Raw genomic sequence first — 25,438 nt, 5'->3', positions numbered from 1 at the left:
AGTGCCCGTGAATATCAGCACGATCATCCCGAACGGCGCGGCGGCGATTTGTCCGCACGGTGACCTCGACCACGAGGCTCTGCCCGCCCCGCGCGCAGCGTCGAACGACCTGCCGTCCACCGTGCGGTCGGTGACCTGGGTCATGGACCAGGTCACCTTCATGGACACCGCCGCCCTGCACCTGCTCCACGAACAGCAGACCAGCGCCCGCCGACGCGCACGGGCCCTGTTCATCCGGGGAGTGCGACGACCCCAGCACCACCGGCTGCTCGCACTGGCTGCTTCACTTTGCCCGGCCATGAACTTCCAGACGTTGAACATCTAGACGGCCTCGACGAGGTGGGCTTGGTCCGCTTTGACAGGCGTCCGAAACTCTCCGGCTACGAGGTCCACCGCTTCGGCGGCCACGAGCTCATTCGGAATGACGGTCCTCGAGTAGTCGCCAGCTTCTTCGAGGGCTCACCTAGAACTACGACATACCGTTGCCGACCACCGCGCCAGCCTCCTCCAGCAACTGACACCAGAAGGCGGCCAGAGCGCGGCGCTGCTCTTCTTCACAGGCGGCCCTGCCGCGCGGAGACGTCGCGGTCGACGTACGGGGCGAGGGCGGCGAGGTCCAGGCGCTGGAATTCGGCCAGCTCCAGCTCCTCCACCTCCCACTGCACCGGGCGACGGGAATTGAAGCCGTAGCGGTCGGCGAAGGCCGACCACTTCGGATCGTCCTGCTTGACCTCGGTCGCGGGCAGCTCGTAGGCGCGCACCTGCTCGTACGTCAGCTGTACTGGTGAAGAGGCAGTGTTCCGGACTTGCACTATTCCCCTCCTCGGCGGATCAGGGCTGTTGGTCCAGGTGCCGCAGCCGCTCGTGGGCGGACTGCTTCGTGACGCCCAGGGCGCGGCCGATCTCCTCCCACGAGAATTCGCCTCGGGCCTGCCGCACGGCGTCTTCCTCGGAGTCGTCCGCGATGCGGCGCAGCGCGATGACCTGCAGGAATACGTCGCCGACAACCTCGGCGAGAACGACGGGGTCCTGATCATCGACGATACCGGGTTCATCAAGAAGGGCACCACCTCCGCCGGGGTCCAGCGCCAGTACTCCGGCACCGCCGGCCGCACCGAGAAACTGCCAGATCGGCGTTTCCGCCGCCTATGCCACCGCCTGCGGCCGCGCCCTGGTCGATCGCGAGTTCTACCTCCCCAAGTCCTGGACCGAGGAGCGGACACGCTGCCGCACGGCCAGAATCCCCGGCGAGCGGACTTTCGCCACCAAGGGCGAACTGGCACGGCGCATCGTGCTGCGCGCTCTCGCCTCATTGCTGCCGGTCGCGTGGGTAACGGCGGATGCCGCTTACGGACAGGAGAGCCGCTTCCGCCGGCTCCTGGAGCAGTCGGGCATCGGCTACGTGCTGGCCGTGCCCAAGTCCCAGTTCACTGTGGGCTGTCCCCGCATCGAGGACCTGTTCGCGCAGGCTCCCGCTGAGGCGTGGGAGAAGAGGTCCTGCGGCGACGGCGCGAAGGGACCGCGGGTATACCACTGGGCGGCGGTGCGGCTGCCGGCTGTCGCCGAATTCGACTACCAGGGCGAAGTCCCCCACCGCATGCGGTGGGCAATGGCCCGCCGCAGCATCGGCAAGCCCGACGAGATCGCCTACTACCTCGCCTACGCCCCCTTGGCGACCACCGTGGCGGAGCTGGTGAGGGTCGCCGGGATGCGCTGGGCGATCGAGGAGTGTTTCCAGGCTGCGAAGAACGAGTGCGGCCTGGACCAGTATGAAGTCCGCCGCTACGTGGGCTGGTACCGGCACATCACCCTCGCCATGCTCGCGCACGCCTTCCTGGCCGCCACAGCCCACCAGGCCCGGGAAAAGGGGGCGGAACCGGTGAGACTGCCGGGACAGCCGAGCTCACAGTGGCGGAAGTTCGGCGACTCCTGGCAACTTGTCGTCCCCGGCCCCCGCACCTGAGCGGACACCGAGGCCGACACCACGCGTTGAGCTGGTCGAACTGGCGCCGACGACGACAAGCAGTCGCCCGTCGCTGTCATTACCTGCGGCGCCGTCGCACGATCGAGGGACGGCCCGTCGAAGACCGCCCCTGACCGGGCCACGGCCCGCTACACTCCAGCCGCCCCGCGAAACCCGCAGGTCAGACAGCGAAACCCTGCTGGAGTACTAGTCCCGAAGCCGTCAAGCGCCTTGGTTCCGGTGCCAGATCCGAGTCGTCGGCCGACGCGGTGCGTGGCTGTCGTGACGTCCTCGATCGCGGACCTGGAACCGCACAGATCGAGGGACTTGCGATCGCGCCGGTCCCGCCGTTTGAATAAGTCCACTGCGAAACAACCCGGGCCATGTGCTGGGGCATAAAGCCGATGTCACGCATCCGCCGCTCTCTTCCGTTTGCGGCTGACGGGTGGTATCGCCGCGCGAGCCGGGGTTCACCGACCGATTATTTTGCCATCGCTGGGATCCGACATGAGTGCCGTGCGAGACCGCCTTCGGTCAGCTCCGCTATCAGCTGGACTCGGGTGTCCTCTCTCGCGGAGCTGCGGACCGCGCTGCGAGCGGGCGCCGACCCGGACGACATCATCTTCCTCGGCCCAGGCAAGAGCCCGGAGGAGATCGCCGCCTGCGTGGTGGCGGGCGTCCACGTGATTGTTGCCGAGTCATTCGAGGAGATCGCCGACATCGACGCCGCGGCCCGTGTGCACGACCGTGCACAGTGTGTCCCGCTGAGGGGCAACCCGACTCGCTTGCCGTCCCGAGCCCGCCTGGCGACGGGCAAAGCCGCAGCAGTTCGGCGTGGACGAAAACCTCTTGCTGCGCGGCATCCCCGGACTCGGCCGTCTCACCCACGCGGCGTCGTCGGAGTCCACGCCTACCTGGGAACGCGCATCCTGGACCCGCGGGCGGTGATCGACAACACCCGCTACATCCTGGACCTCGCCGACCGGGTTCACGAGGCCACCAATTGCCCGGAGACGGTCGGCACCGGCGGTGGGTTGGGGGTGCCGTACTTCGACAACGAGTCCGAGATCGTTCCGGACCTGCTGACGAAGGAGGTGAACCCGCCTCTGACAGCGTTCTGTGCCGGGCACCCGCACACCCGCCTCATCCTGGAGGCGGCCCCGCTACCTCACAGCGGGGCCTGCGGCACCTACCTCGTCGCGGTGCGCTCGGTGAAGCGGTCGCAAGGGAAGAACTTCGCCGTCACCGGCGGCGGCACTCACCAGCACATGGCCACGGTCGGCATCGGCGCGGTGATCCGGCGCAATTACCCGGTGCGGTTGCTCGGGAGGGCGGCCGATCCGGTGACGGTCGCCCACACCACGCCGGCCGTGGTCCGTCCGTCCCGGCGCTGACCCGGTCGCCGACGGCACGTCGGTCTGGAACGTCAGCGGCCCGCTGTGCACCCTTGGTGACACACTCGCCAAGGCGTGCCACTGCCACCGCTGCGACCGGGCGGCCTACTGGGGATCCTGATGTCCGGTGCCTACGGCCTCACCGCGTCGCCGGTGCTCCTTCTCGGCGCGGCTACCCGGCCGAAGTCCTCGTCCACCGAAGGTAGGCACGACCGATCCGGCGGCGCGACATCGTCGTGGACGTCATCGGCAAGCAGATCCTGCACCGCTTTTCCTAATCGCGCGGGCGCGGGACGAACCATCCACCACGCCGGTCCCCACGGGGGGCCGCACCCAACGACACAGAGGCCGCAACCCATGAGCAGGGAAATCGCCGCCGGACACGTGAAGGCCGCACTTGAGGCCGCATTGAACAAGGAGCTCCCCCAACTGCGCGACGAGGACAGGCTTTTCGAGACCCTCGGGCTGGACTCGGTCGCCATCATCCAGGTCCTCTTCGTCCTGGAGGACCGCACCGGTCTCGAAGTCGAGACCGAGGACCTGGTACCCGCGGTCTTCAGCAGCGTCGGGTCCGTTACTGACTTCGTGGCGGCCAAGCTGGAGGAGCAGTCCGCCACGGCGGGCTGAGGTGGAGCGAGTCGTGGGCCTTTCCATCCCCCGTCACCACGACGGGAAGGCGACGCTGATGGACCTGGGAGGGTCGTGGGTCGCGGTCAAGGTGCCCGAGCACAGAGACTCGGTGACCTCGATCCTCGACCGGGCCGGCGCGGACGCGTTCACGCAAGGGTTGTTCGCCCACATGTACAAGCTGCGGGAGAGCCCGCCTGGGGTGAGGACGTGGTCCTCGATGACCTGCTGGTCGACGTGGGTCGGCCCCTGCCCCGCCACGGCGCGGTCGCCCTGGTCGTCTACGGGCACACCCTGTCCCTGCAGGAAGCCGCCCTGCGTCCGGACTTCGTCCACTGGGTCAGGACAGGCGTGGGCCTCGACGAGAAGGCCCCGCTCTACGGGATCTCGGGAGTGGGATGTACCGCGCTTCTGCGTGCGGTCGACGTCGCCGTCCACCACACGCGGGGACGTGCTCGTCGTTGGCGCAGGCATGGGAACCGCCAGCGACTTGGGACGGATCACTCCTCAGATGACCGTCATGGGTGAAGCTGCGGCTGCGGTCATGGTCAGCCGCGAGAACTACCGCTACCTCACCAGCGTGACGTGCAAGGACCTCGACTTCCACGAGGGCATCCGTCTGTCGTCGGGCAGGAGCCGGTCGTTCGCCAAGAGATACCTGGAAATGCTCGTCGAAGCGGTGGAGGCCGCCATGAACCAGGTCGGCCTCACCGCGCGGGACGTGGACTGGGCCATGCCTCACCTCGCCAACGCGATGCTGTGGGACAGATTCTGCCGCGCCTCGGGCGTCCCCAACGATCGCGTCGTGCTCGATCTGTTGGCGTCCGAGGGGCACACCTACGGCACGGACGCCCTCAAGCCGCTGAGGACGGCCGACGACTCGGGCTGTCTCAAGGAGGGCGACCGGTGCGTGGTGATTGCCATCGGGCAGGGCTACTACATCCAGGTCGACGTAGTGGAAGTGGTGGCCGGAGCATGACCGAGCCGTCGCGGTCAGTCCTCGACCGCTGCGAGGAAACCGCCTATGACAAGGGTTTCGCCACCGCCCTGGCCCTGGTGCTGAGGGACGTCGACATCGCGGCGGCGGCGCCGGGCGCGGTGGTCGGCGTACCCGAGGGCTGGCCCGTGGCGGGGGAGGCGGTGGACGTCCCTCTGGCGACGGGATGGAACTCGCTGGCGTTCGTCCGACTCCCAAAGGACCGCCCGGCCGACGCGGACGCCTGCGCCGCCGTCGTCCCCCGGCTGGCGCGGGCCCGTATCGGACTGCTGCGCAGGACGCTGGACGAGGCGGTCGCCCATCTGTCGGCCCGTACGTCTGTGGGGGAGCCGCTGCTGTACAAGCAGTTGATTCTGGGGTCCGTGGCCGACACGGTGACCGAGCTGCAGACCTTGCGCCGCCATGCCGACGGGCTGCTGCTGCGGCCCCGCCCGGCCTCGGCCGCCTACCTGCACGCGCGCATCGACCGGCTGGACTGGCGGGTGTGCATGCTCTTCGGCGCGAGCGGCTACATCACCGACCACCCCGCGACCGCCCTGTACCTGTCGGACCTGGTCGCCAACACTTGGGTGCGAGCGTCGGGCGAAGGGGAGACCGCATGGAACTGACGGCCGATCAGCGAAAGACTCAGGAGTTGTGTGCGAGGCTCGCCCCGGACCTGCGCCGCCGCGCACTGGCCATCGACGCCGACCCGGCCGTCATGGAGCCGCACTTCGACTCGCCGACCTACGCGTGGTACCGCGAGTGCAGCATGCCGTCCGCCTACCGCACATCCGGCAACCCCTTGATCACCTCCTTCCCCGACACGCCCTCCATGGTCGACTGGATCGTGGCGAGTATCGAGTGGGCCCGCGGCGACGCGGGAGCGGTCATGGCCTGTCCTGGGCCCGGGCTGGCCGGGCTCACGGTAGACCTGCTCAGTGACGAGCGGCAGAAGGGGTTCTTCTACGACAAACTCGCCGACGGACGGACGTGGGCCTTCTTCGCCATGACCGAGCCGGACGTGGGAAGCGACGCCGCTCACGTGCGCACCCGCCTCGACCCCGTCCCCAGCGGTGGCCACGTCCTCAACGGCGCCAAGCGGTACGTGGGCAATGGCGACCGCGGTTCCATCGGCGTGGTGTGGGCGAAGACCGGCGACCACATGCTGGGCATGCGTGCCGTCCTGCTGGAACTGCCGGCCCCGGGGTGTGTCACACGCCCGCTTCCGATGCTAGGACTGCGCGGTGCCCGTCTGAGCGAGATGCTCTTCCAGGACGTCCGGGTACCGCCCGGCATGCTGCTGGGCGAGCACCTGCCCGCCACCCGCCGGGGGCTGTGGGGAGCCATCCGGTCGTTGCAGAGCATGCGGCTGATGGTCGGTTCCCTGGCGATCGGCACCGCACGTGCCATCTGGGACTACGCCAGGGAGCACTTCCCCCACGCGCCGGGCGCTGAGACGCTGGAGGACCGGATCGAGGCCGCCCGCCTCCACGCGCTGGAGACCGCCTCCGCCATCGACCTTGATCCGGACCGCGCGCACCTCGGCGCCCGGGTCAAGCTCGCCGGCACACGCCTGGCCGTGGAAGCCGGTGCCTGGGCGCTGTCGGTGGCCGGACCGGGCGCCTGGACCGAGCATCCCCTGCTGGAGAAGTGGAACCGGGACGCCCGGGGCTTCGAGTTCATGGACGGCACGAGCAACGTCCAGCGACTGCACATCGCCCAGGGCCACCTCAAGGAGAGCGGCCGTGCCTGACCTGAACATCACCGGCCTGTCCCCGGCGATGGTGCCGCACCCGCGCTACGTCCTCGCTGGAGAGTTCGGCGACAACCCCCTGCTGGAGGAACACACCTCCATCGTCACGCGCTACGTACGGGCTCTCTGAGATGCCGGAAGGGCGCACGGCGTACGAGAAGTGGTCATCGCGGCACTCCCGAGCGGGCACCGAGGGCGCGGACCTTCCGTTTCTTCCCGACAAGGACACGAACGACGTGGCCAGGACCGCCCTCGACCGGCTGGCTGGGGTCGTCCCCCGTGCCGCAGCCGCTGTACCCGGTGCGCTGCGACCCTGACCCCGACCCTTTCGTCACGGGTATGGCTCGTCTGGCGACACAACGCGAATGAGGCCAGGGCCAGATGACGCTCACCCATCTCGGTGGATCGGCGGGCGCGGCCCGTTTCGACGTCCTCACCTGCGATGATGACCGACACCGGAGCCACCCTGCTCGTGGTGGATCAGCCACCGATCTGCCTGGAAGGGTAGTCACTCGCTGAGATCTCTGCGATCGCGCTGCGCTGTGCCACCGGCTCCGGTCCCGCGACCGTCGTGGCGCACGGTCGGCGCCCAGTGCATCGGTCTGGTGCGTCGGTGGTGGGGTCTGTGGCCGGGCTCACTGCCGACGCTCCGCGTCACCCTGTTTGCCGGTGAGGCACCGCACGTCGCGGACGCCCGGGGCTGGTACGCCGCCGTGCCCAACGCCGTGCTCGACAACCACTGCGGCCCCACCGAACTCAACATCACCTGCACGGTGCACCGTTGGGACACGGAGAGCTCGCCGAGATGCTCCGTCAACGGCATCGTGCCGATAGGGACGTTGTACGAGGGGCTTGATCACGTCCTGCTCGACAGCGCGGGCAACATCAACCGCGAGCCCGGCGAACTGTGCGTGTCCGGACCGCAGACGATGTCCGGCTACCTCGACCCCAGGGACGACGAAGGCCGCTTCGTCGACTACAACAGGGTCCGTTGGTGCCGCACCGGGGACATCGTACGGGGCGCTGCCGAATGCCGAGTTGGCGTTCCTGGGGCGCAGCGACGATCAGGTGCAGATCCTCGGCAACCGTGTGCAGCTCAGCGAGATAGACCACGCGCTGAACCGGTGCCACGGCGTGACCAGGGCCGTGACGATCGTCGTCGACGGGAATCTGGCTATCTTCTCCTTTGGTCCGCGGCGCACCACGGCGGAGTTGCGCGAGAAGCTCTCCAGGACCCTGCCGAGAAGTCTGGTCCCGAAGACCATCGCCCACGCGACGTATTTCGAGCTGACCCTGAACGGGAAGATCGACCGCAAGCGTCTTGGCGGGGTCGGCCGGCCGTCCGCTCCACCGAGTCGGGCGGCCATGAGTGACGGCCCACCGGTCCCCGGAGCCGGTCTGCCACCGACTCCGAGAACGGCACACCTGTGGCATTTGCCGACCGAAGAGGCTCACCAGGCGTTGCGCGAGGTGCTCGCCGCCTATGTGGGTTGCCCGGCAGCCGACTTGGCCTTTTACCACCGGGAGGTGGGGCAAGCCGCGTCTGCACGAAAAGCACGGCGTCGACCTGGTGTCCAGCCTCTCCCACACCTTTGGCGCCGTGGTGCTCGCGGTCAGGACGGGCGGTGGGCATCGACGTCGATGTGGCGCGGCCGTGGCGGCAAAGCCTCCGGCTGGCACAGCGGTTCTTCCCTCCCACGGAGGCCGCGCTGGTGGAGGATCACGCCCCCCCGAAGAGCGGGAGGCGTCCTGCCGCAGGGTCTGGACCCGCAAGGAGGCCGCAGTGAACGCGGCGGGGGGGCGCATTCTGCGGGGTCTGGGCCCCCGCGTCGGCGGATGCCCCGACGTTCGTCGTGGCTGATCCCACCGGACGGTTGCCGGGCTCCTTCCGGTTGTACGATCTGCCCGTCCCCGCCCCGCATGCCGTGGCGCTCGCGCTGGCGGGTCCGGAGCCGTGCCGTCTCGTCTGGCCAGGCCGCTCCCGCCACGTCACCGGGAGCACCGGCCCACGGGCCGGTCGCTCGAATGCCCGTCCGGGCCAGGGGCCTTCGGCGTCCTGAACGGTGCGGACCTGCCGACAGAAGTCTCCATATCAGAAGCGGATCATCCGTTTCGGGCATATGGAATGAACCCGCACCGCTCGGCGTACGTATTTCCAGGCAAAAGGGCCGTATCGACAGCCGGGACACGATAGGCCGCCCGGATGGACCTGGAGTGGTTCGCCGTGAACTTCCGCAACGCCGCCGCCGTCATGTCCCTTCCCCAGCGCAGGAACGCCGTCCAGCAGTTCCGGTGGGAACTCGCGTCGTGTGCCACGGCTCCGGGTCTGGCCCGCCACCACGCCGTCGGTGCGCTCGCCTGCTGGGGTCTGTCCCATCTGTCCGACGACGTGCGCGTCGTGGTCTCGGAACTAGTCACCAACGCTCTCAGACACGGCGACGGGACCGTCGTGCTCGTAGTCACCCTGGACGCCGGGATCTCCCCGGCCGAGGTGCTGATCGAGGTGAGTGACAGTCCCCGCGGCGCCGGGGCATGGGGGGCGGACGCCTCCGGTCCCGGGGAGCCGCTGGCCACGAACGGCCGAGGCCTGATGATCGTCGCGCGTCTGGCACACCGCTGGGGTGTGGAGCGCACCCGCCGGCGCACCACCGTGTGGTGCAGGTTCACCGCCTGGGCCCGGGGCGGCACGGTCTCAGGCGATGTGATTCGCGTTGGCGGCGTCGGCGAGCGCCCGTAAGCACACCAGGGCTGCTTCGCCTGGATTGGAGCACGGTGTCCGTCGAGACGTGCAGGGCTCGGCCGAGCCGTTCGGCCGACCATCCGCGCATCGTCGTCAGGTGCACGACCGCCAGCAGGTCGAGCGGATTGACCCGGAGCGACTCTCCGGCCTCCAAGCTCCGGATGGCGTACGAGACATCACGCGTCAGTGTCTCGGCGTCGCGCACGAGGGAGCGGCGTTCGGAAGGAGTGTGGCCGCCCCAGATGCCATCGGATTCGTCGTTGCGCACTGCCGTGGCGAGACATCTCGACGAGACGGCGCACGACACACAGATCGCCTTGGCCACGCGGACGCTGCGCCGCGCCTCTTGCTGACGTGAACTGGGGAAGAAGATCGCAGGATCGATGTCGCGGCAGGCCGGCTCATCGATCGTGGCCGAAGCGTCGGCCGCGGGTTCGGGCATGGGGGTGCGGGAGGAAGTGGGCATCCGGCACTCCTCACGACCCGGGGATCACGACGATTTTGTGGCCGTGCCCGGCCAGAAGGGTTTTGATCGCCATTGGATAGTCAGACAGTGGCATCCGGTGACTGATGAGGGAACGAGGGGCCAGCGCCCCGGCGGCGAACAGGTCGGCGGCGCGCCGGTAGCTGTCGGGCCCGCGGGCCGAGTCCGCCACCGTGATGTCGCGTTCGCGGAGGTGGATTGCGTCGACCACGGCGCGGGTCGCCTGATCCGAGGCACCCGTCCGTAGGTAGACACCGCCTGTCGCGACACGTGGTAGAGCCTCTTCGACCACTCGCTCGTTGCCCGTGGCGTCGATGACGACGTCCCAACCATCGGGCCGGTCGATGTCGTCGGCAGTCATCACCGCCCGAGTCCGCCTGAGTCGGCGGGCGGCCGCCAGCCGGGGGCCGTTGGGGTCGATGACGTCCACGCTCGCCGCCCCGGTCCGCTCGGCCAACTGGAGCATCATCAGCCCCATGGTGCCCGCGCCGTAGACCAGGACCGACGCGCCCGGCCTGGCGCGAAGGAGGTCGTAACCCGGGACGGCACAGGACAGCGGCTCGATCAGCGCCGCCTCGCGGACCGGGACGTCGTCGGGCAACCGGAGGCAGTTGGCGGCAGGGACGCTGGCGTACTCGGCAGCCCCGCCCGGCGTGGCGACACCGATCACGCGATGGCGCGGACAGACCGCCCCAGGGCCCAGCCGACAGGCGGTGCACCGCCGACAGGGCAGTGAGGGGTCCACCGCCACCCGGTCACCGACGCGGAGGCCGGTCACCCCAGCGCCCACGGCGACCACCTCGCCGGCGAACTCATGACCCGGAATGAACGGCAGGGCGGTTAAGAAGTGGTCCTCCAGCACGTGCAGATCGGTGGCACAGATGCCGCAGGCGGCGACCTCCACCACCACCTGACCGGGGCCCGGTGCCGGGTCGTCAACGGTCTCGACATCGACCACACCGGGTGAGCTGATGACGGCTGCCTTCACGTGTGCACTCCGATGTAGTAGGGGCTTGGGACGCGCGCATCCCTGGCGGCCACCACCGGGCTGCGTGCGGTCATCGTGGAGCTCGGGCCGCTTATGACAGGGCTCCGGCGAGGAGGCCCACCGCCCGTAGCTCGCCCACGGACATGCCCCCGCCCGTCACAGGCGTGGTGGCGAAGGCGGTCAGGAGGGCGGGGTTCACCCCGGCTCGCTCCAGGGCCGCCGCGGTCACCGGCATGCGGGCCCGGTCGCCGCCGTCAGAAATCTTTACGGCGACTGCACGGCCGTCGCGAAGCGCAGCGAACTGCACGCCCTCGAACCCGTCCTTCGCCAGCAGCCCCGGCAGCGCGCGCATCAGCCGCGTCACATCCCGCCCGGTGCCGCCCACCATCTCCGGGTGCGCCCGCATCGCGGTCGCGACCCGTGCCGCCGCGGCGTCAGTCGGGACGGCCACGGCGAGTTGCCTCGCCGCACGGGCCAGCCCGCGCAGGGACACGGCGAACAGTGGCGCGCCGCACCCGTCGGCGGAGACGGCGGCGACTGACTGCCCGGTGAACTCCTCGATCGTGGCCGCGATCTCCCGCTGGAGGGGATGGCCGGGGTCGAGGTAGTCCTTGGTGCTCCAGCCGCGGACCTGGCAGGTCAGTAGCATCGCGGCGTGCTTGCCGGAGCAGTTGTGGGCCAGACGGGACGGCCCGAGGCCGCGCCGCAGCCAGGCGTCGCGGGCGAGCGAGCCGTAGGGGAGATCGGGCGGATTGCGCAGGTCCTCCTCGGCCAGGTCCCCGTGGGCCAGGATCCACCGGGCCACGGTGACGTGCCGCTCCTCACCGGAGTGACTCCCGGCCGCCAAGGCCAGCAGTTCCTCGCGGATGGGCAGCCCGGCCCGGACCATGGCCACCGCCTGGAGTGGCTTGAGCGCCGACCTCGGGTAGAAGGCCGCCTCAGTGTCTCCGGCTTCGAGCATGACATCGCCGGTGGGCCCCAGCACGGCCAACGAGCCGTGGTGCACCCCTTCGACGAGGTCGCCGCGGACCAGGTGAGCGATCGGGACGTGCGTCGGAACACGGCACGGTGGCGCGGGCCGCCGTGTGCGGGGGACCGGCACGGAGGGCTGCGACGGAGTGTTGCGCATGACGTCCTTCACGGGATCGCAGGAATGAGCGGGGTGTCGGACGGCTCCGGGCCGACCGGGAGGACTCGGCTGCCGGCGGGTCAGTCGGCGTGAGCGGACTGGGTGTCGGCGGCGCGCGCGATCGCGGCGACCCTGCCCCGCGCCGCGTACCAGCCGATGACCAGCGCGACGATCACGGCGGGCACTGCCTCCACAACGTCCCGGCTGGCGCCCCCGTCCGCCCACATCAGCGCCAGCACCGAGACGAGGAAGGCAAGCGTCACGATCTGGGTGTACGGGGCCCACGGCAGCCGGTAGCCCGGACGCGTCACGGTCCCGCGCCGCGCCTGGTACCAGAAGAGCAGGCTGCAGAGCATGATCATGCCCCAGGTACTGAGGATCCCGATCGCGGCGAAGTCCAGCACGATCTCGAACGCCTGGCTCGGCACGATGTAGTTGAGCACCACCCCGAACAGACACAGGCCCGTCGTCAGCAGGATGCCGCCGTACGGCACCTTGGTGCGGCTCATGCGGCCGGTCCAACTCGGCGCGGACCCGGACAGCGCCATCGAGCGCAGGATGCGACCGGTGGAGTACAAGCCGGAGTTGAGGCTCGACATGGCGGCGGTGAGCACCACGAGGTTCATCACGCCGCCTGCCGCAGGGATGCCGATGCGTGAGAGCACCGTCACGAAGGGGCTTTCCGCCGCCGAGTACGCGTTCCAGGGCAGCAGCATCGACAACAGCACGACGGAGCCTACGTAGAACAGGGCGACTCGCCACATGATGGAGTTGATCGCACGCGGCATGATCTTCTCCGGCTCCTGGGCCTCACCCGCGGCCACGCCTACCAGTTCCACTGCCGCGTAGGCGAAGACCACGCCTTGGATGACGAGCAGCATCGGCCACACCCCGCGCGGGAACACGCCGCCGTGGTCGACGATCAGCGTCGGGCTCGCGGCATGGCCGCCGACCTTGTGGTGGGAAGCCAGGAGATAGAGGCCGATCACCATGAAGATGGTGAGCGCTGACACTTTGATGATCGAGAACCAGAACTCCAGCTCACCGAAGATCCGCACGGAGATCAGATTTACCGCCAGCACCACGCCGAGAGCGACGAGTGCGATGACCCACTGCGGGACGGAGGTGAACACCCCCCAGTAGTGCGTGTAAGTGGCCACGGCGGTGATATCCGCGATGCCGGTGGTGGCCCAGTTGAGGAAGTACATCCAGCCGGCGACGAACGCCCCCTTCTCTCCGAGGAATTCGCGGGCGTACGAGACGAACGCGCCGGAGGAGGGTCGGTGCAGGACGAGTTCGCCCAGGGCGCGCACCACCAGGAAGGCGAAGAGGCCGCAGGCGGCGTACGCCAGAGCCAGGGACGGCCCCGCGCTCGCGAGGCGGCCACCGGCCCCGAGGAACAGCCCGGTGCCGATCGCGCCGCCGATGGCAATCATGTTGATGTGCCGGGACTTCAGAGACTTGCTGTACCCGCTGTCACCAGCGTCGGCGGTGCCGCCGTGCGGCCCGCTTCCGTACGAGGTGGTGGGGCCCGTGGCGGGCGCCATGGCCGTCGGCAGGGATGGTTCGCTCACGTCAGTCGTCCGTCTTCGTGTCGGGAGCCAGTGTGTTCGTGTGGTCCGTGTGCTCGCTCGTCGCGTGTGCTTGGTGCGTTGTGCCGGCGCGGGGCGGCCGGGCGGTGGTGTCCCGTTGGCGCCGATGCCTGGCCCGGCAGTTGCCGCTGGAGACGTTCCGCAGGGCGACGCATGCGCGACCAGCGTCGCGGCGTGTCCGCTCGGACCATGGGGTGTACCTCCTGGGACCACTCGCAGTGGGTGCGGCCCGGCGTCGGGGCAATGGCTCTCTTGATTCGGAGCCCCCGGTGCCACCCAACTGCTTGCCAGGCGGATGCATTGAAGGATCGTGGAACCGTAGCGTTGAAGCGAGCAGGAGTCCCAGAATGGGGGACATCAAAGTGGTCGCACCTTCGTTTCGAAGGCGGGGTGCGGTTCGGTGTGCTCTGGCGAACCCAGGGACCGAAGCATCCGTATCTCTGATGGACACCGCGCCATCACGCATCACGGTGGATTCACGCAGCTCCGGACAAGGCGGTGCCCGGGGCGGCCTGTCGTGTCCGATCGCGGAGAACGGAGGCATCGGATGGCCGGCGAGGTGGCATCGGCGGACATGGAGTGGCTGGAGGCCAACCGCGCTCTGTGGGACGAACGGGTGCCCATCCACCTGGAGAGCGCCTATTACGGGATCATGGAATTCTTGGAGGGGCGCGATTCGCTGCGCTGCTTCGAGGACGGGGAGATCGGCGATGTCAGGGGGCTCGATCTGATCCACCTGCAGTGTCACATCAGCATCGACTCGCTTTCTCTGGTCCGCAGGGGGGGCATGAGTGACCGGCCTCGACTTTTCCGGGCGTGCCGTCGCCGAGGGCCGGGCGCTGGCTGTGCGGGCGGGTCTGCCGGGGGTTCGCTTCGTGCAAGCCGATGTCTACCAGGCTGCTGGCGCCCTGGAGGGCCGCCGCTTCGGCATCGTGTACTCGGGCCTCGGTTCGCTGCGGTGGCTGACCGACATCGACCGCTGGGCGCGGGTCGCCGCGGCGCTCACCACGCCCGGCGGGCTGTTGTACCTCGCGGACTTCCATCCGTTCGGCGACATCCTCGCCGATGACTGTCAGACGGTCGCAAGGGACTACTTCCGCAGGACCACGTTGGTTTGGCGAGCTCCCGGGACGTACGCGGACCCGGACGCGCGTGCCCGCCACAACACCGCCTACGAATGGCAGCACGGCCTGGGTGACGTCGTGAGCGCTCCACGAACACGAGTTCGCCGCCCTGGAGGTGCGTGAGGCGATCTACCGGTTTCCCTCCGGAGCGCGGCGTACCAGGTTCAACGCCGCTGACGTCCCGATGCTCTTTTCGGTGCGCGCCCGCCGGGAGCGAAGCGGTCACCCTGTGGTCCTGTGACGGGCTGAGCGGGGGGCCGCCTTCGCCCCATCTGCCGAGAGCGGTCGGAGCGGTTCCCTTGTGCCCCGCCGTCGGGGAGGCGCTGCCACGATCGGCGCGCATCCCGCGTGCGAGACCGCCGTGACGCTCGGCCATGCGCCTTCAGGCGGCCCGCTGGGCCGTCAGCGCACGCCCCGCCGCGCGTCCGCCGCGAAGGGCGACAGCGCGGCCGGGACCCCGGCTCTCGAACGCCGGGTCATGTCCGAGGGCGTCACGAAGGGCCCGCAAGGCGTTGTAAGAGCGGGACTTGACGGTGCCTTCGGGGATACCGAGGCGCTCGGCGACCTCGCGCACCGACTGCTGACGGATGTACACCTCGACCACCACGGTGCGGTGGGTCGCCGTAAGGCTAGCCATGGCGTCGCGCAGCACCTGCCGGTCGAGGACTTGCTCCATGGGCTGGGCCACCACCGGGATGCGCGCCAGCGGCTCGTCCTCCACCTCCGGTGGCCGCGCCGCGCGGGCCCGCAGCGCGTCTATGGCCAGCCGCCGAGCCACCGTCAGCAGCCACGGACGCACACTGCGCGGATCCTCGTGCAGGGCGCCCAAGTGGCGCCAGGCCCGCAGCATCGTCTCCTGCATCAGGTCCTCCGCGGCCTGGCGGTCACCCTTGGTCCAGCCGAGCAGGGTGCGCAGCAACGAAGCGGCGTGCACCTCGTACAGCACCCGCATTCTCTCCTCGGCGCCCCGCGGCGCGAGCGTAGGGAGTGGACGGACTTCGGTTGCCGTGCTGGTCATGGTCTGGCCCCTTCGCCTTCCTGCGAACCTGGGGCCATCCTCGAGCGGTGCTCCCACGAAGACATCCGTGAGACTCACGTAGAAATCCCGGCCGTGTACGCACAGGAATATGGCCAGGTGAAAGCGCTTGCGAGTTGACCGTGCCCAGCGGTCGGGGCCGCCTGGCCGACGCGGCGGACCAGTCAGCGGGGGTGAGGGCGTCCGTGAGCCGCCCTCGCGGGGTGCTCTTCTCACCCGTCATCACCCGTCATCGCTACGGCTCAGGGGAGAAGGCGAACCGTTCGGTCCGGTGTCCCGTACCTGCGTCTAGGACGCGTACGTCCACAGCCCGACCGAGGATTGGACATGGTCACCAAAGCACGCCCGGCGGACCCCCGGCGACATGAGGAACTGGAAGCTGCGATCAGCGCTCGGGAGGAGGCGCACTGGACGGGCGATGCTCCGGAGTGGCGGCACGTCCTCGATGAGGCCGCCCATCCCCGGACTGTCGACGCCTTCCGGAGAATGGTCTGCGCCGCCGGTGCGGCCCGCGCCTGAGACAGGTCCGTACGAAGCGCTGCCGCAGCACACCCGAACCGAACGTGCGGCGCGATGCGGGCGAACGCCCCACCGTCTGCCCGCACCGTCCCTCGTCACCGAGCCGCACGCGCGGCACCACAACCGGGCGGCGAGCCCCGGCGTGGCCGACCGAGGCGGGCGTCGCCCGGGGCGGAACGCGACGCCCTACCACGGCCCGCCCGCTCAGTTGTCACCACCGGCCGACCGGGAGGCCGGAACACAGGGACCTCGGCCCGCAGGCATGGCCGGCACCATCGTGGGAAGCGGCGGGCGGTCGTCAGGCGGCGGGAGGTCAGATCGGCTTGCTGCCCACGTTCAGCTTGCCGCGGATGCGCTCGACATAGGTTGCTGACAGTGGTCCCCTTCAGTCCCATATGACGCACGACCTGGCCAAACGTCAGTCCAGTTGTGAGCCAGGACAGGGCTTCTGCTTCGCGGTGTGCCAGCGCGAGCACGGGATCCGTGGCGGGCTGCCGCGAGGCCGGGCGCGACGTGCAGACCGCGTTCCGTCACCGTCCTCCGGCGCGCAGGAGTTCGTCCTCGCTGGGAGCGTTACTCGAGCGCTTTGACCGCGCCCGTGTTCGCGGTTCCCGGCGCCGTGCGGTCGGCATTGTGGAGCGCCGTGAGGCAGTCGGTTGCGGCCCTGGCCCGCTCCCTCGCGCGCAGCACCGACTGCGGTGACAGGCGCAGCGCCTCGCCCACCCGCTCGGTGCTCCACCCGCGTTGGCTCAGCGCGTGCAGCACCGGCAGGCAGTCGAGCGGACGCACCCTTATTCGCTGCCCTCTCTCCAACTGCCGTACGGTGTCCGACACATCGCGGGAGAGGCAGCGCGCGTCCCACAGGAGAGCCTGGCGTTCGGGAGTGGTGTAGCCGCCCCAGATACCGTCCGGTTCTCCGTTGAGCACGGCGATGGCCAAGCACGCCGCGGCCACACCGCAGGTCGAACAGATCTGCTTCGCCATGCGGACTCGGCGAAGTTCCCGCCGCTTGGAGGGCCCGGGGAAGAAGAGCGCAGGATCCGCATCCCGGCACGCGGGTCGCCCGCTTGCGGACGGCCCGGGCTCGTACGGCCGGGGTGAGTTGAGGGCGGTGGGCATGGTTCGAGTACCTCTCCTGTGGTGCTGTACGGGCCACCTCACGGTCGCGGCCGCGCACCGGCGCGCGTCGGGGGCGTCAGCGGGACCGTGAGGGGGTCGGTTCAGCGGACGGTCCCGATCGGTAGTACGGGCAGCGCCGCGTTCTGGTTCTCCCCGTCCGCCCCTCGTGCCCTGCGCGTACCGTCCGCGCCAGGGGCCGGAGAGCAGGGCCGGAGCCCGTTCGCGGGCGGGACGCGTCGTCCTCGAGCGTGCCCGGACACGTATGCCGATTCCATCGGAAATTCCCTGTACGGCACCCTCATGTGACCCAGACCACGAGTTAGGTTGCGTTGCTGGTGGCGGTAGGCGACGCGTTGCCGAGGGGGATGTATGGGATGAGGCCGGCGGGGTGGGTGCCTTCGGGTCCCAGGTAGGGTCTGTCAAGTGAACGGTGTAACTGGGGTGGGTGGTTGGGGGTATTGACGCGCTGTTGAGAGTCGGCCGTCGAAGCTGACGTCGAAGGCGTTCAGCGCGGATTCCACTCAGCCGATCTTGCACAGGTCGACCTACAACGTATTTCACCTAGAGGATCATGTGCCGCCCGGATCCGCCAACCAGTCCCCAAGGCCCTGACGGTGCGGTCGACCCACGGTTTCACTTCTACCGCTTGGACCGGACTGCCACCCCGCCAGCGTCGCAACTGCGTTGGTGGCCGCGGTCACTCCTCTGCGTGGTGAGACGCTCGATCGGTCACCGCTGCGAACTTCCGTTCCCTGGTCCAGCCCGCGGCTGCGCCCGCCGGGCACACCGCACGCCCCGGCGCGGCTGACGGAGGCTCCGCCATTCTGCGGGCCCGGGTCTCGATAGGTGACTGACGGCACTCCGCGCGGCGTACACACGCTTCTTGGGAGCACCGACACCTACCAAGCACGAGAGCGCTAACCGACGACGGACGGTGAACGTCCAGGACATACGACGCGGGATCACGGCCCCCCGAGCAGCGGGGCAGGGCGCCGAGAAGACATCGTCGCAACCTTCACGACGGATCAGGCGCGGTCGGCCGGAGCGTTTCCGGACCTGGCGTGGTGAGGATGGACCGCAGGGTGGTGAGCAGTTGGTCGCGCAACCAGGTGTGAGCAGGGTCGGTGTCGTAGCGGCGATGCCAGGCCACGATGACCGGTACGGGAGGTAGGTCGAAGGGGAGGGCACGCGCGCAGAGTCCCAGGCTGGTCCAGGCCGTTCGGCACGCCTGTTCAGCGACCGCGGTGAGCATGGTTGTGCGCGCGGCGAGTTCGAGTGCTGCGTTGCTGGTGGGCAAGGAGGCACGGACCCGTCGGCGGAGGCCGAGATCGGCGAGGGCGTCGTCGATGGGGCCGGTGAGCCGTCCGCGGCGTGACACGGTGACGTGGTCGGCGTCGGCGAAGCGCTGGGGCGTCAGCAGGCTGGTAGCCAGCGGGTGGTCTGTGCGCATCACCGCCACCATGCGGTCGTTGCCGACGTTCCTGGCGACGATCTCGGGCCGTTCGGGTGCTGCGGCTCCGACCTCCAGATCGGTCTGGCCGCGTGCGAGATCAGCTAGGTCGGCGGAGGGTTCGGCCAGGAATCTTATCGAGACGTTCGGAGCGGCCTCGGAGATCGCCGCGGTCAGCGCCGGGGCGAGGGCGGTGACGAGGGCGTCGTGACATCGCAGGGTGAAGCTGCGGTCGAGGGTTCCGAGGTCGAGTGCGGTGACCGGTGTCAGCAGCGCTGTGGCGCGGGCGACCAGGGCTTTGGTCTCTTCGCGCATCGCGAGTGCGTGCGGGGTCGGGGTCATTGTGCGACCGGTGCGTACGAGGATGTCGTCGCCGGTGGCTTTGCGGATACGGGCGAGGGTGCGGCTCATGGCCGGAGGAGACAGGTGCAGCATGTCGGCGGCCGCCGCGACACTGTTCTCTTCCAGCAGGGCGTCCAGTGCGATCAGCAAGTTCAAATCCACATGCACCAAAGTAACGGATGGCCTTACAACAGTGCACTGGAAATCATCCAAGCTCGCTCATAACGTTGAGGTGTCACGGGCCGACCGGGCCCGGGCCTCTCGTGAAAGGGCCTTGTCATGATCGTTCCCGCCCCCTCCGCTGTCTCCGCTACTCCGGAAGCCTCGGCCGAGGACCGCGTCCTGCTCGCCGCTGTGGTCGAGACCGCCGCGGAAGCCGGCCGGGCTCTGGAGGCCAGGTACTCCACCGCCACTCGCCCGACCGGGCGCAATGACATGTTCAGGATCGGCACTGTCGACGGGCAGGTCTCGCTGGACATCCTGCGCCCGGGGCTGACCGCGCTGCGCCCGGAAGCGCGCTGGCTGACCGACGAATACGAGACCATCGAGTTGCCATCCGGCGAGTGGTGGGTGGTCGACGAGGTCGAGGGCAACGTCAACCACGTGCACGGTCTGCCCGAGTGGGCGGTGTCCGTCGCGTTGGTCCGCGACGGACAGCCAGTGCTGGCCGTGGTGCGCCAGCCCATCGGCGACCTGACCTACACCGCGCTGCGCGGCGCGGGCTCCTATCTCAACGGCAGGGCACTCAAGGTTTCGGCGAAGACCGACCTGAACGCCGCGATCGTGGTGACTGGCCAGGCCGAAGCCGACCAGGACGGCACCTACCGCCGCATCGGGCAGTCGATCACCGCAATGCTCGACCACGCCTTGCTGGTACGCGCCACTGTGCCTTCCACCTTCCCGATGCTCCTGGTGGCCGACGGACACAACGACGTGTTCTGGCAGTACGAGCCAGTCCTGCCCGGTGTGGCGGCCGGCGCCCTGATGATCACCGAGGCCGGCGGCGTGGTCACCCGGATCGACGGCACGCCGTGGACCCCGGGCGCCGACACCATCGTGGTCACCACGCCCGCCCTGCACGCCGCTGCCGTCAAGGTCCTCTCAACGATCGCCTGATCCGGCCCGCAACCGCCCGAACATCGAGAATCGCGAAATTTCGGAGTCCGCCATGAACGTGACCGTCCTTGCCGCCTCCGGCGCCGTTGGGCTCGCCCTCACCCGCCAGGCACTCGATCGCGGATACACCGTCACCGCGATCGCTCGCACCCCGGCACGTATCACCGTGCCCGACTCACCGCGGCTGATCCGCGTGGCCGCTGACGTACGCGATCCCGACGGCATCGCGGAAGCGCTGAGCGACAGCGAGATCGTGCTCTCAGGCCTGGGCGTGGCCAAGGGGGACAAGCCCGGCGCACTCGCGGCCGGAGCCCACGCCGTGATCGACTCACACCCGGGCCGGATCATCTGGCTCGGCGCCTATGGCACGGGGCCGTCCTCGCAAGCCGCCGGCTTCGCCACTCGCACCCTCCTCAAGGCGATGGGCGCCGAGCTGGCCGATAAGGTCACCGGCGACGCCGCAGTGCTGGAGGCCGGGGGCACCGTCTTCCACTGCGGTCCATTCTCCAACGGTCCCGTGAGCGCGACACGCCGCACCGTGGGTCTCGACGAGACGCCCAAGCGATTCTTCCCCGCCCGCGTCAGCCGGGAGACGGTCGCCGCGGCCATGCTCGACGAGGCGCGGACTCCGCGGTTCCCCGGGCGAGTCGCTGTCCCCCTCGAGCGCTGACTTCAGCCCGCTGGACGGGCTCACATAGGGGATCACGGCCGGGCACCGGACCGTGATCCCCTATCGGGCCGGGGCTCACATCCACGCCGGCCCTGCCGTCTTACCACACGCATACTGCACCGGGAGCATGTCATGACCAGCATCGCAGAACCCGCCGACCGGCTGGCGATAGCCGACGCCATCGCCCGGCTCGCTGCTACACAGGATGCCCGGGACTGGGCAGGGCTGCGCGGTGTTCTCGCCGATCACGTCCGGCTCGACCTGAGCGCACACCTCGGCACGTCCCCTGTGGAACTCAGCGCCGAGGCCTTCGTGGAGAAGGCGCGAGCAGTGGCCAACACCTTCACGAGCACCCACCACATGACTGCGAACCTAGTGATCGAACTCAGCGTCGACCAAGCAGCCTGCCGTTGCCACGTTGTGGCCTACCACCACTTCGCCCAGGCGCCGGAGCCATGTGAGGCCGCCTGCATCATGCGAGGCACTTGGGACGTTCGCCTGCACAGGGTCGGCGAGGCGTGGCTGATCGCTGAACTCACCGTCGCCAGGACCGTTCCCCTCGAAGGCAACGCCGACTTCTACCCGCGCACCGCGACCAGCGCCCTCAGGGGATGATCGCCTTGCGGATCCCTTCTCGCTGCCCAACAGACTCACAGCTGATGTCAAGCCGCTGCCGTAACAGGTGGCCCTTGCCCTCGGCGTGTTGGCGCGCGTAGTACGCCTTAAACGCCGGACAGTTCTTCAGGCTGCAGAGCGGGGAGAGCTGCATCGCGTTGAGCAGGCCACAGTGGAAGCGCCGCGGTTTGCGGAGGTTGCCGCTGACGCGGCCGGAGTTGCGTGGCCGGTGACAGGCCGGCGTATCCGGCGAGCCGGTCGGCGCTGCCGACAACCTCCAGCCCATCCCAGGACACCTGGACCCCAAGGGACACACCATGCTCGACGGTCGGTCGGAACCTCAGGAATTCGACCGGACCGAGAACAACAAGCCGGCTTGTCTCAGAATTCGTCAGGACCGTCCTGATCGGGTGTCAAGTCGACGCGGTCCTCCCATTCCTCGACGGGGACGGGTGTACACGGCACAACCTTCGACTGGGCGACAGGGCCGCCGAGCTCCACCGGACGCTGACCGTACCCGCCCTCCACCTTGTCCTGGGCGAAGGAGACTTCTGTCTGAACATGAGCGAATCTTCGACCTGTTCCATCTGAGCAACGGCAAGCTCGCGGGACACCCCCGACGCGGAGGCACGCAGACCGCCGCGAGCCGGGTTGGTGAAACGGCAACGCAAAGTTCTGATGCGGAACTAACGTCACTGAGCGGAACGTGACGACAAGACAGCGCCGACGTCGAATCGTGACAGCGACACACAGAGGACGGACGCATCATATGACACAGCACAGTCGACCGTCGTCTCGAGCCAGCGACGCGGCCAAAGGACCATCATCCACACCAGCCCGCGATGGGCTGAGACCCGGTGCGTCGTCATCGCAACGGCGGGACACACACCATGGCCGCCTACGCGGCGTTGGTCCATTGCCCGCCCGCGGGGTCGGCCCAGGCAAGTGACCGCGTTCTGGCGTCACGCCGTCCGACCCGTCGCTCGTGGGAGCGTCACCGCCAACCGGGCACGGCGCGGGGTGACCACATTGCGCAACAGCGGATCGGTGAGCAGGATGACCGGGACGACCCGATGCGGGTTGAAGGAGTGCCAGTGCGGCAGGGCGGCCTCGATGACGGCCCACGCCGCGTCGCCCGCGCCACGACCGGCCAGGACGCGCGCCTGGTCCAGCGCCTGTTGAAAGACCGGCGTCTCGGGCAGCGCGGGAGGCACATGGGCCGCGGCGCGGGCGATCCATTCCGCAGCGGACTCGCCCGCCATGAGGGCCAGTTCGGGGACGAGCCCTTCAAGGACCGCCAGCTGGGGAAGCGCGACCATCGGTCCCTGGTTCTCCACCACGCGTCGCAGGTACAACGGGACCGCTTCAGCACGCAGTTGGTCCGCACCGATCGTCTCTACGACGTGCTTGCGGCCGAGGACGTCGTCGCGGATGTCGTGGTGCGCGCTCCGCAGGTCCAAGAACGCGCCCAGAAGGGTCTTGAGGTACAGACCGGCCCCCGAGCCCTTGACCGCGGCACGCTCGAAACTCGCCAGTGCTTGCTCCGGTAGTCCTCGCCGTACCTGGTCGCGCCCCTGGGCGACCAGTTCGTTGGCCCCCTCCGGCCGGACTCCACGTCCCTCGTATCCGGCCTGGCGCTCGAACCTCGCGCGCTCCGCCGCGACCAGTTCGGCGAACGACGAGTACCGCTCGCCCAGGCCCGGGTACCAACTCGCCCAGATGTAGGCGGCCCACTCCCCGTCCTGCGAGACGTCACCCGGGTCGAGCAGCCAGTGCTGCGCGTCCCCCTCCGCGGAGATCAGCAGCGCACGTTCCAACACCCGGCTGTCCTTGCCGTCCATGGAGTGGGAGAACTCCGGGGCCGACCCTCTGAGCCAGGTCACCGTTCGGGTAGCGCGCATTTCCCGCATGAAGGGGCCCAGATGGAGGAAACCGTCGGAGGCCCCGAGGAACGAGCGATAACTCGGCGGCAGCCGGGTACCTAGGCGCGCCTCGGCGCCCGCCAGGCGCTCCTCGCTCGCACCCTCGTAGCCCAGCCAGCCGGCCCCGCGCCGCTTGCCCACACCGGACAGTTCGTCGCCAGCGGCGACGCGGATGATGTCGGCGCTGTATTCCGAGAGATAGCCGTGCCAGTCCGAGACGGTGCGTGGTAGCGGGCGTTGGAGCTCGGCCGTGCGGATACCAGCAGCGGTGGGCCGCGACGCCCTCGGGATTGGCGAGCCGCGAAGCCCCGAAGGAATACCGTCGGCCTGCCTCAGACAGCCGAAGAAACCCTGGTACGTGGTGAGCGGAGGCGTCTCGAACAGGCGCACCCGGCGAAGTTGGACGTGATCGGCGCCGGCGTTCGCGGTGAAGTCGATGCGGTAATGACGGTAGGCGGTGCCGTCCCCCTCGGCAACGGTGAAGCCACGCTCCTCGTGCCTGCGGGTGAAGACTTGTCCGCCACGTAAGTCCAGCCGATTCCACTGCCAGCCGTCGTGCGAGCCCTTAAGGGCCCAGTCCGTCGGGTCGCGGTCCGGGCAGTCATTCGCTGTAGTGAGTAGGTAGTAGCGGATGGCGGCGGGCCGGACGAGGTCGAACTCCAGCCACGCCCCGTCGGCCCAGTCGCCCAGCCACTTGTTGGGTAAGCCGTCCAGCAGGTTGTCGGCGACCTCACCCGCTGCCCGGAACTCGTGGTGTGCCCGGATCGTGCCGACCCCTCTGGTCACCTCGCTCGCGGCGTGGGGTTCGCTGAGGGCCACCCGTAGGGAGAGCGCGCCGGCTTCACCCGCTCGATCGCACCAGTCCAGGCGCTCCGCACAGGCGTCGCCGTCTTCCAGTAGCAGTCGCAGATCAGGCCCATCACGCCACTCGGCACCCCGACTCCGCTGAGTGCGGAACCGGTGTGCCGCGTCGTCCCGGAACTCTTCGCACCTTTCCAGGACCCCTCGGTACTCCGCGGGCATGCCGTCGGTGGCTCGGCGATATCCGTGGAAGCCTTGCATGTCCCTCTCGAAGCCGATCGCCGCCTCCGCGCCGTCCAGCGTCCGCCAGCCCAATCCCACCAACGGGGCCTGCTCGCCGTGGGCCAGGGCGATCCGCAGCCGTGGTGCGGCCCGCCACCCCTGTGCGCCGTCGTCTCGCTGCGCCGTGCGGAAGACAAGGATCCGCTCAGCGTCATACTCGATGGAGTGGGCTCGCAACCTTGCTCTCCTCACACATCGTGCGGCGGGAACACCCGCGGCCGCCTTGGGCCCGTACAGGCGCCCTTCGGGCCCCACCCCCTCCTACGGATGGACCCGACGGACGGTTCACCGGCGGGGACGGCCGTGCGCGGCCGCGCACGCGCAGGGCCGGACTGGGAGCGGGCTTCGTTGAACACGGCGCCGACGGCGCCCTGGACGAGAACGACCGGGCCGTCTCGTGGAGCGACTCACCGGAGGCGCACTGGCGCGAACCGGACGCCGTCCTCGGTCGTATGTGCGAACGGAAGCGGTGCCGGTCCCGGACGGGCCGCGCGAGCCTGACCGGACCGCCCGACGGTGAGCCAGGGCGCGCGTCAAATGGTCGCGCGCTCGTCGGTACGTGACGGTACCTCCACGCTTGCCCGGAGACTTGCCATGAGTCGTGCGAACCGCACGAGACCCCGCAGGACGAGCCGCGATGATGTTGAGCGTCGCGGCCGGTCTGATGGCCGCCGCGCTGACAGTGCAAAAGGCCTACCGGGACCTCACCGGAGAGGGTGGCGGCACCTACGCCGCCACGGTCCTGGGGGGGGGGGGGGGGGGGGGGGGGCCCGGCAGTGGGGCCGGGGGGGGG

Annotated in this window: 24 protein-coding genes and 1 pseudogene; 14 read left to right on the top strand and 11 right to left on the bottom strand. The window is 69.3% G+C overall.

All coding sequences use genetic code 11. The annotated features are described in order from the left end of the window. The first annotated feature begins 7 nt into the window (after positions 1 to 7). Positions 8 to 325, top strand: coding sequence for an STAS domain-containing protein (locus tag K7472_RS29530; protein WP_222981820.1), 318 nt, complete (start codon positions 8 to 10; stop codon positions 323 to 325). A 229-nt stretch (positions 326 to 554) separates the two neighbouring features. Here K7472_RS29530 and K7472_RS33025 read toward each other — a convergent pair whose 3' ends face one another. Continuing rightward, positions 555 to 761 carry a hypothetical protein gene (locus tag K7472_RS33025; RefSeq protein WP_252396450.1) on the bottom strand — a complete coding sequence of 69 codons (207 nt, stop codon included), beginning with the start codon at positions 759 to 761 and terminating at the stop codon, positions 555 to 557. A gap of 214 nt (positions 762 to 975) precedes the next feature. Here K7472_RS33025 and K7472_RS29515 point away from each other — a divergent pair. From K7472_RS29515 to K7472_RS29505, 3 genes and pseudogenes are all read left to right on the top strand, one after another. Then, positions 976 to 1,963, top strand: a pseudogene (locus K7472_RS29515) (IS701 family transposase); the annotation flags it as partial. A 404-nt stretch (positions 1,964 to 2,367) separates the two neighbouring features. Continuing rightward, complete coding sequence (locus tag K7472_RS29510) at positions 2,368 to 3,357, top strand: type III PLP-dependent enzyme domain-containing protein (RefSeq protein ID WP_222981818.1); 990 nt, start codon at positions 2,368 to 2,370, stop codon at positions 3,355 to 3,357. A 357-nt stretch (positions 3,358 to 3,714) separates the two neighbouring features. After that, positions 3,715 to 3,984, top strand: a complete 270-nt coding sequence (locus tag K7472_RS29505) for an acyl carrier protein (protein ID WP_222981816.1) — start codon at positions 3,715 to 3,717, stop codon at positions 3,982 to 3,984. A 33-nt stretch (positions 3,985 to 4,017) separates the two neighbouring features. Here K7472_RS29505 and K7472_RS29500 read toward each other — a convergent pair whose 3' ends face one another. After that, entirely contained in the window at positions 4,018 to 4,275 is a 258-nt protein-coding gene (locus tag K7472_RS29500; protein ID WP_222981814.1) for a hypothetical protein, read from the bottom strand. Between the two features lie 229 nt (positions 4,276 to 4,504). On the opposite strand from K7472_RS29500, the gene K7472_RS29495 reads away from it, so the two are divergent. From K7472_RS29495 to K7472_RS29470, 6 genes are all read left to right on the top strand, one after another. Continuing rightward, positions 4,505 to 4,963, top strand: a complete 459-nt coding sequence (locus tag K7472_RS29495) for a 3-oxoacyl-[acyl-carrier-protein] synthase III C-terminal domain-containing protein (protein ID WP_222981812.1) — start codon at positions 4,505 to 4,507, stop codon at positions 4,961 to 4,963. After that, positions 4,960 to 5,589 (top strand): acyl-CoA dehydrogenase family protein, encoded by a 630-nt coding sequence (locus K7472_RS29490; protein WP_222981810.1) that lies wholly within the window; start codon positions 4,960 to 4,962, stop codon positions 5,587 to 5,589. Before K7472_RS29495 ends, K7472_RS29490 begins: the two co-directional genes overlap by 4 nt. Continuing rightward, positions 5,580 to 6,716: an acyl-CoA dehydrogenase family protein gene (locus tag K7472_RS29485; RefSeq protein ID WP_222981808.1), complete on the top strand. Its 1,137-nt coding sequence runs from the start codon at positions 5,580 to 5,582 to the stop codon at positions 6,714 to 6,716. Before K7472_RS29490 ends, K7472_RS29485 begins: the two co-directional genes overlap by 10 nt. Further along, a complete protein-coding gene (locus K7472_RS29480) occupies positions 6,709 to 6,846 on the top strand; it encodes a hypothetical protein (protein WP_222981806.1) in 138 nt (45 codons plus the stop codon). Before K7472_RS29485 ends, K7472_RS29480 begins: the two co-directional genes overlap by 8 nt. Before the next feature lie 412 nt (positions 6,847 to 7,258). Next, positions 7,259 to 8,089, top strand: coding sequence for an AMP-binding protein (locus tag K7472_RS33795; RefSeq protein ID WP_372458120.1), 831 nt, complete (start codon positions 7,259 to 7,261; stop codon positions 8,087 to 8,089). 830 nt (positions 8,090 to 8,919) lie between these two features. Then, positions 8,920 to 9,453: an ATP-binding protein gene (locus K7472_RS29470; protein ID WP_222981802.1), complete on the top strand. Its 534-nt coding sequence runs from the start codon at positions 8,920 to 8,922 to the stop codon at positions 9,451 to 9,453. Here the strand turns inward: K7472_RS29470 and K7472_RS33790 are convergent. The 4 genes from K7472_RS33790 to K7472_RS29450 form a co-directional block, all read right to left on the bottom strand. Then, complete coding sequence (locus K7472_RS33790) at positions 9,380 to 9,898, bottom strand: WhiB family transcriptional regulator (protein WP_372458123.1); 519 nt, start codon at positions 9,896 to 9,898, stop codon at positions 9,380 to 9,382. The two genes, K7472_RS29470 and K7472_RS33790, sit on opposite strands and share 74 nt — an antisense overlap. A gap of 34 nt (positions 9,899 to 9,932) precedes the next feature. Then, positions 9,933 to 10,928, bottom strand: coding sequence for an alcohol dehydrogenase catalytic domain-containing protein (locus tag K7472_RS29460; RefSeq protein WP_222981798.1), 996 nt, complete (start codon positions 10,926 to 10,928; stop codon positions 9,933 to 9,935). Between the two features lie 91 nt (positions 10,929 to 11,019). Then, positions 11,020 to 12,057 (bottom strand): asparaginase, encoded by a 1,038-nt coding sequence (locus K7472_RS29455; protein ID WP_222981796.1) that lies wholly within the window; start codon positions 12,055 to 12,057, stop codon positions 11,020 to 11,022. Positions 12,058 to 12,137: 80 nt separating this feature from the next. Further along, a complete protein-coding gene (locus K7472_RS29450; protein WP_222981863.1) occupies positions 12,138 to 13,604 on the bottom strand; it encodes an amino acid permease in 1,467 nt (488 codons plus the stop codon). Positions 13,605 to 14,440: 836 nt separating this feature from the next. On the opposite strand from K7472_RS29450, the gene K7472_RS29445 reads away from it, so the two are divergent. After that, positions 14,441 to 14,896: a class I SAM-dependent methyltransferase gene (locus tag K7472_RS29445; RefSeq protein ID WP_372458119.1), complete on the top strand. Its 456-nt coding sequence runs from the start codon at positions 14,441 to 14,443 to the stop codon at positions 14,894 to 14,896. Between the two features lie 259 nt (positions 14,897 to 15,155). Here the strand turns inward: K7472_RS29445 and K7472_RS29440 are convergent, their stop codons facing one another. The 3 genes from K7472_RS29440 to K7472_RS29430 form a co-directional block, all read right to left on the bottom strand. Continuing rightward, the gene (locus tag K7472_RS29440) at positions 15,156 to 15,791 is read right to left on the bottom strand and encodes a sigma-70 family RNA polymerase sigma factor (RefSeq protein WP_252396449.1); all 636 of its coding nucleotides are present in this window, start codon (positions 15,789 to 15,791) and stop codon (positions 15,156 to 15,158) included. Between the two features lie 1,110 nt (positions 15,792 to 16,901). Further along, on the bottom strand, positions 16,902 to 17,447 hold the full coding sequence (locus tag K7472_RS29435; protein ID WP_222981792.1) for a WhiB family transcriptional regulator: 546 nt from the start codon (positions 17,445 to 17,447) through the stop codon (positions 16,902 to 16,904). A 1,015-nt stretch (positions 17,448 to 18,462) separates the two neighbouring features. After that, the gene (locus K7472_RS29430) at positions 18,463 to 19,389 is read right to left on the bottom strand and encodes a LysR family transcriptional regulator (protein WP_308014141.1); all 927 of its coding nucleotides are present in this window, start codon (positions 19,387 to 19,389) and stop codon (positions 18,463 to 18,465) included. A gap of 204 nt (positions 19,390 to 19,593) precedes the next feature. Here K7472_RS29430 and K7472_RS29425 point away from each other — a divergent pair, with 204 nt between their 5' ends. The 3 genes from K7472_RS29425 to K7472_RS29415 all read left to right on the top strand — a co-directional run bounded on the left by K7472_RS29425 (position 19,594) and on the right by K7472_RS29415 (position 21,640). Beyond that, positions 19,594 to 20,355, top strand: coding sequence for an inositol monophosphatase family protein (locus tag K7472_RS29425; RefSeq protein WP_222981790.1), 762 nt, complete (start codon positions 19,594 to 19,596; stop codon positions 20,353 to 20,355). 52 nt (positions 20,356 to 20,407) lie between these two features. Next, positions 20,408 to 21,025 (top strand): NAD(P)-dependent oxidoreductase, encoded by a 618-nt coding sequence (locus K7472_RS29420; RefSeq protein ID WP_222981788.1) that lies wholly within the window; start codon positions 20,408 to 20,410, stop codon positions 21,023 to 21,025. A 132-nt stretch (positions 21,026 to 21,157) separates the two neighbouring features. Further along, positions 21,158 to 21,640 (top strand): nuclear transport factor 2 family protein, encoded by a 483-nt coding sequence (locus K7472_RS29415; protein ID WP_222981786.1) that lies wholly within the window; start codon positions 21,158 to 21,160, stop codon positions 21,638 to 21,640. Here K7472_RS29415 and K7472_RS29410 read toward each other — a convergent pair. Then, positions 21,630 to 21,926: a hypothetical protein gene (locus K7472_RS29410; RefSeq protein ID WP_308014140.1), complete on the bottom strand. Its 297-nt coding sequence runs from the start codon at positions 21,924 to 21,926 to the stop codon at positions 21,630 to 21,632. The genes K7472_RS29415 and K7472_RS29410 overlap by 11 nt on opposite strands. A 676-nt stretch (positions 21,927 to 22,602) precedes the next feature. Next, the gene (locus tag K7472_RS29405) at positions 22,603 to 24,822 is read right to left on the bottom strand and encodes an SMI1/KNR4 family protein (protein ID WP_252396447.1); all 2,220 of its coding nucleotides are present in this window, start codon (positions 24,820 to 24,822) and stop codon (positions 22,603 to 22,605) included. Positions 24,823 to 25,438 lie beyond the last annotated feature (616 nt).

The organism is Streptantibioticus parmotrematis (genome assembly GCF_019890615.1).
In the GTDB taxonomy this organism is placed as follows: Bacteria; Actinomycetota; Actinomycetes; order Streptomycetales; family Streptomycetaceae; genus Streptantibioticus_D; species Streptantibioticus_D parmotrematis.
This window is presented reverse-complemented; position numbering and strand designations above follow the sequence as displayed.

Coding starts and splice junctions, on each gene's coding strand:
- K7472_RS29510 (WP_222981818.1), top strand. CDS start 2,368: ATGTCACGCATCCGCCGCTCTCTTCCGTTTGCGGCTGACGGGTGGTAT.
- K7472_RS29505 (WP_222981816.1), top strand. CDS start 3,715: ATGAGCAGGGAAATCGCCGCCGGACACGTGAAGGCCGCACTTGAGGCC.
- K7472_RS29495 (WP_222981812.1), top strand. CDS start 4,505: ATGGGTGAAGCTGCGGCTGCGGTCATGGTCAGCCGCGAGAACTACCGC.
- K7472_RS29490 (WP_222981810.1), top strand. CDS start 4,960: ATGACCGAGCCGTCGCGGTCAGTCCTCGACCGCTGCGAGGAAACCGCC.
- K7472_RS29485 (WP_222981808.1), top strand. CDS start 5,580: ATGGAACTGACGGCCGATCAGCGAAAGACTCAGGAGTTGTGTGCGAGG.
- K7472_RS29470 (WP_222981802.1), top strand. CDS start 8,920: ATGGACCTGGAGTGGTTCGCCGTGAACTTCCGCAACGCCGCCGCCGTC.
- K7472_RS33790 (WP_372458123.1), bottom strand. CDS start 9,898: ATGCCCGAACCCGCGGCCGACGCTTCGGCCACGATCGATGAGCCGGCC.
- K7472_RS29455 (WP_222981796.1), bottom strand. CDS start 12,057: ATGCGCAACACTCCGTCGCAGCCCTCCGTGCCGGTCCCCCGCACACGG.
- K7472_RS29450 (WP_222981863.1), bottom strand. CDS start 13,604: ATGGCGCCCGCCACGGGCCCCACCACCTCGTACGGAAGCGGGCCGCAC.
- K7472_RS29440 (WP_252396449.1), bottom strand. CDS start 15,791: ATGACCAGCACGGCAACCGAAGTCCGTCCACTCCCTACGCTCGCGCCG.
- K7472_RS29435 (WP_222981792.1), bottom strand. CDS start 17,447: ATGCCCACCGCCCTCAACTCACCCCGGCCGTACGAGCCCGGGCCGTCC.
- K7472_RS29420 (WP_222981788.1), top strand. CDS start 20,408: ATGAACGTGACCGTCCTTGCCGCCTCCGGCGCCGTTGGGCTCGCCCTC.
- K7472_RS29415 (WP_222981786.1), top strand. CDS start 21,158: ATGACCAGCATCGCAGAACCCGCCGACCGGCTGGCGATAGCCGACGCC.
- K7472_RS29410 (WP_308014140.1), bottom strand. CDS start 21,926: ATGGGCTGGAGGTTGTCGGCAGCGCCGACCGGCTCGCCGGATACGCCG.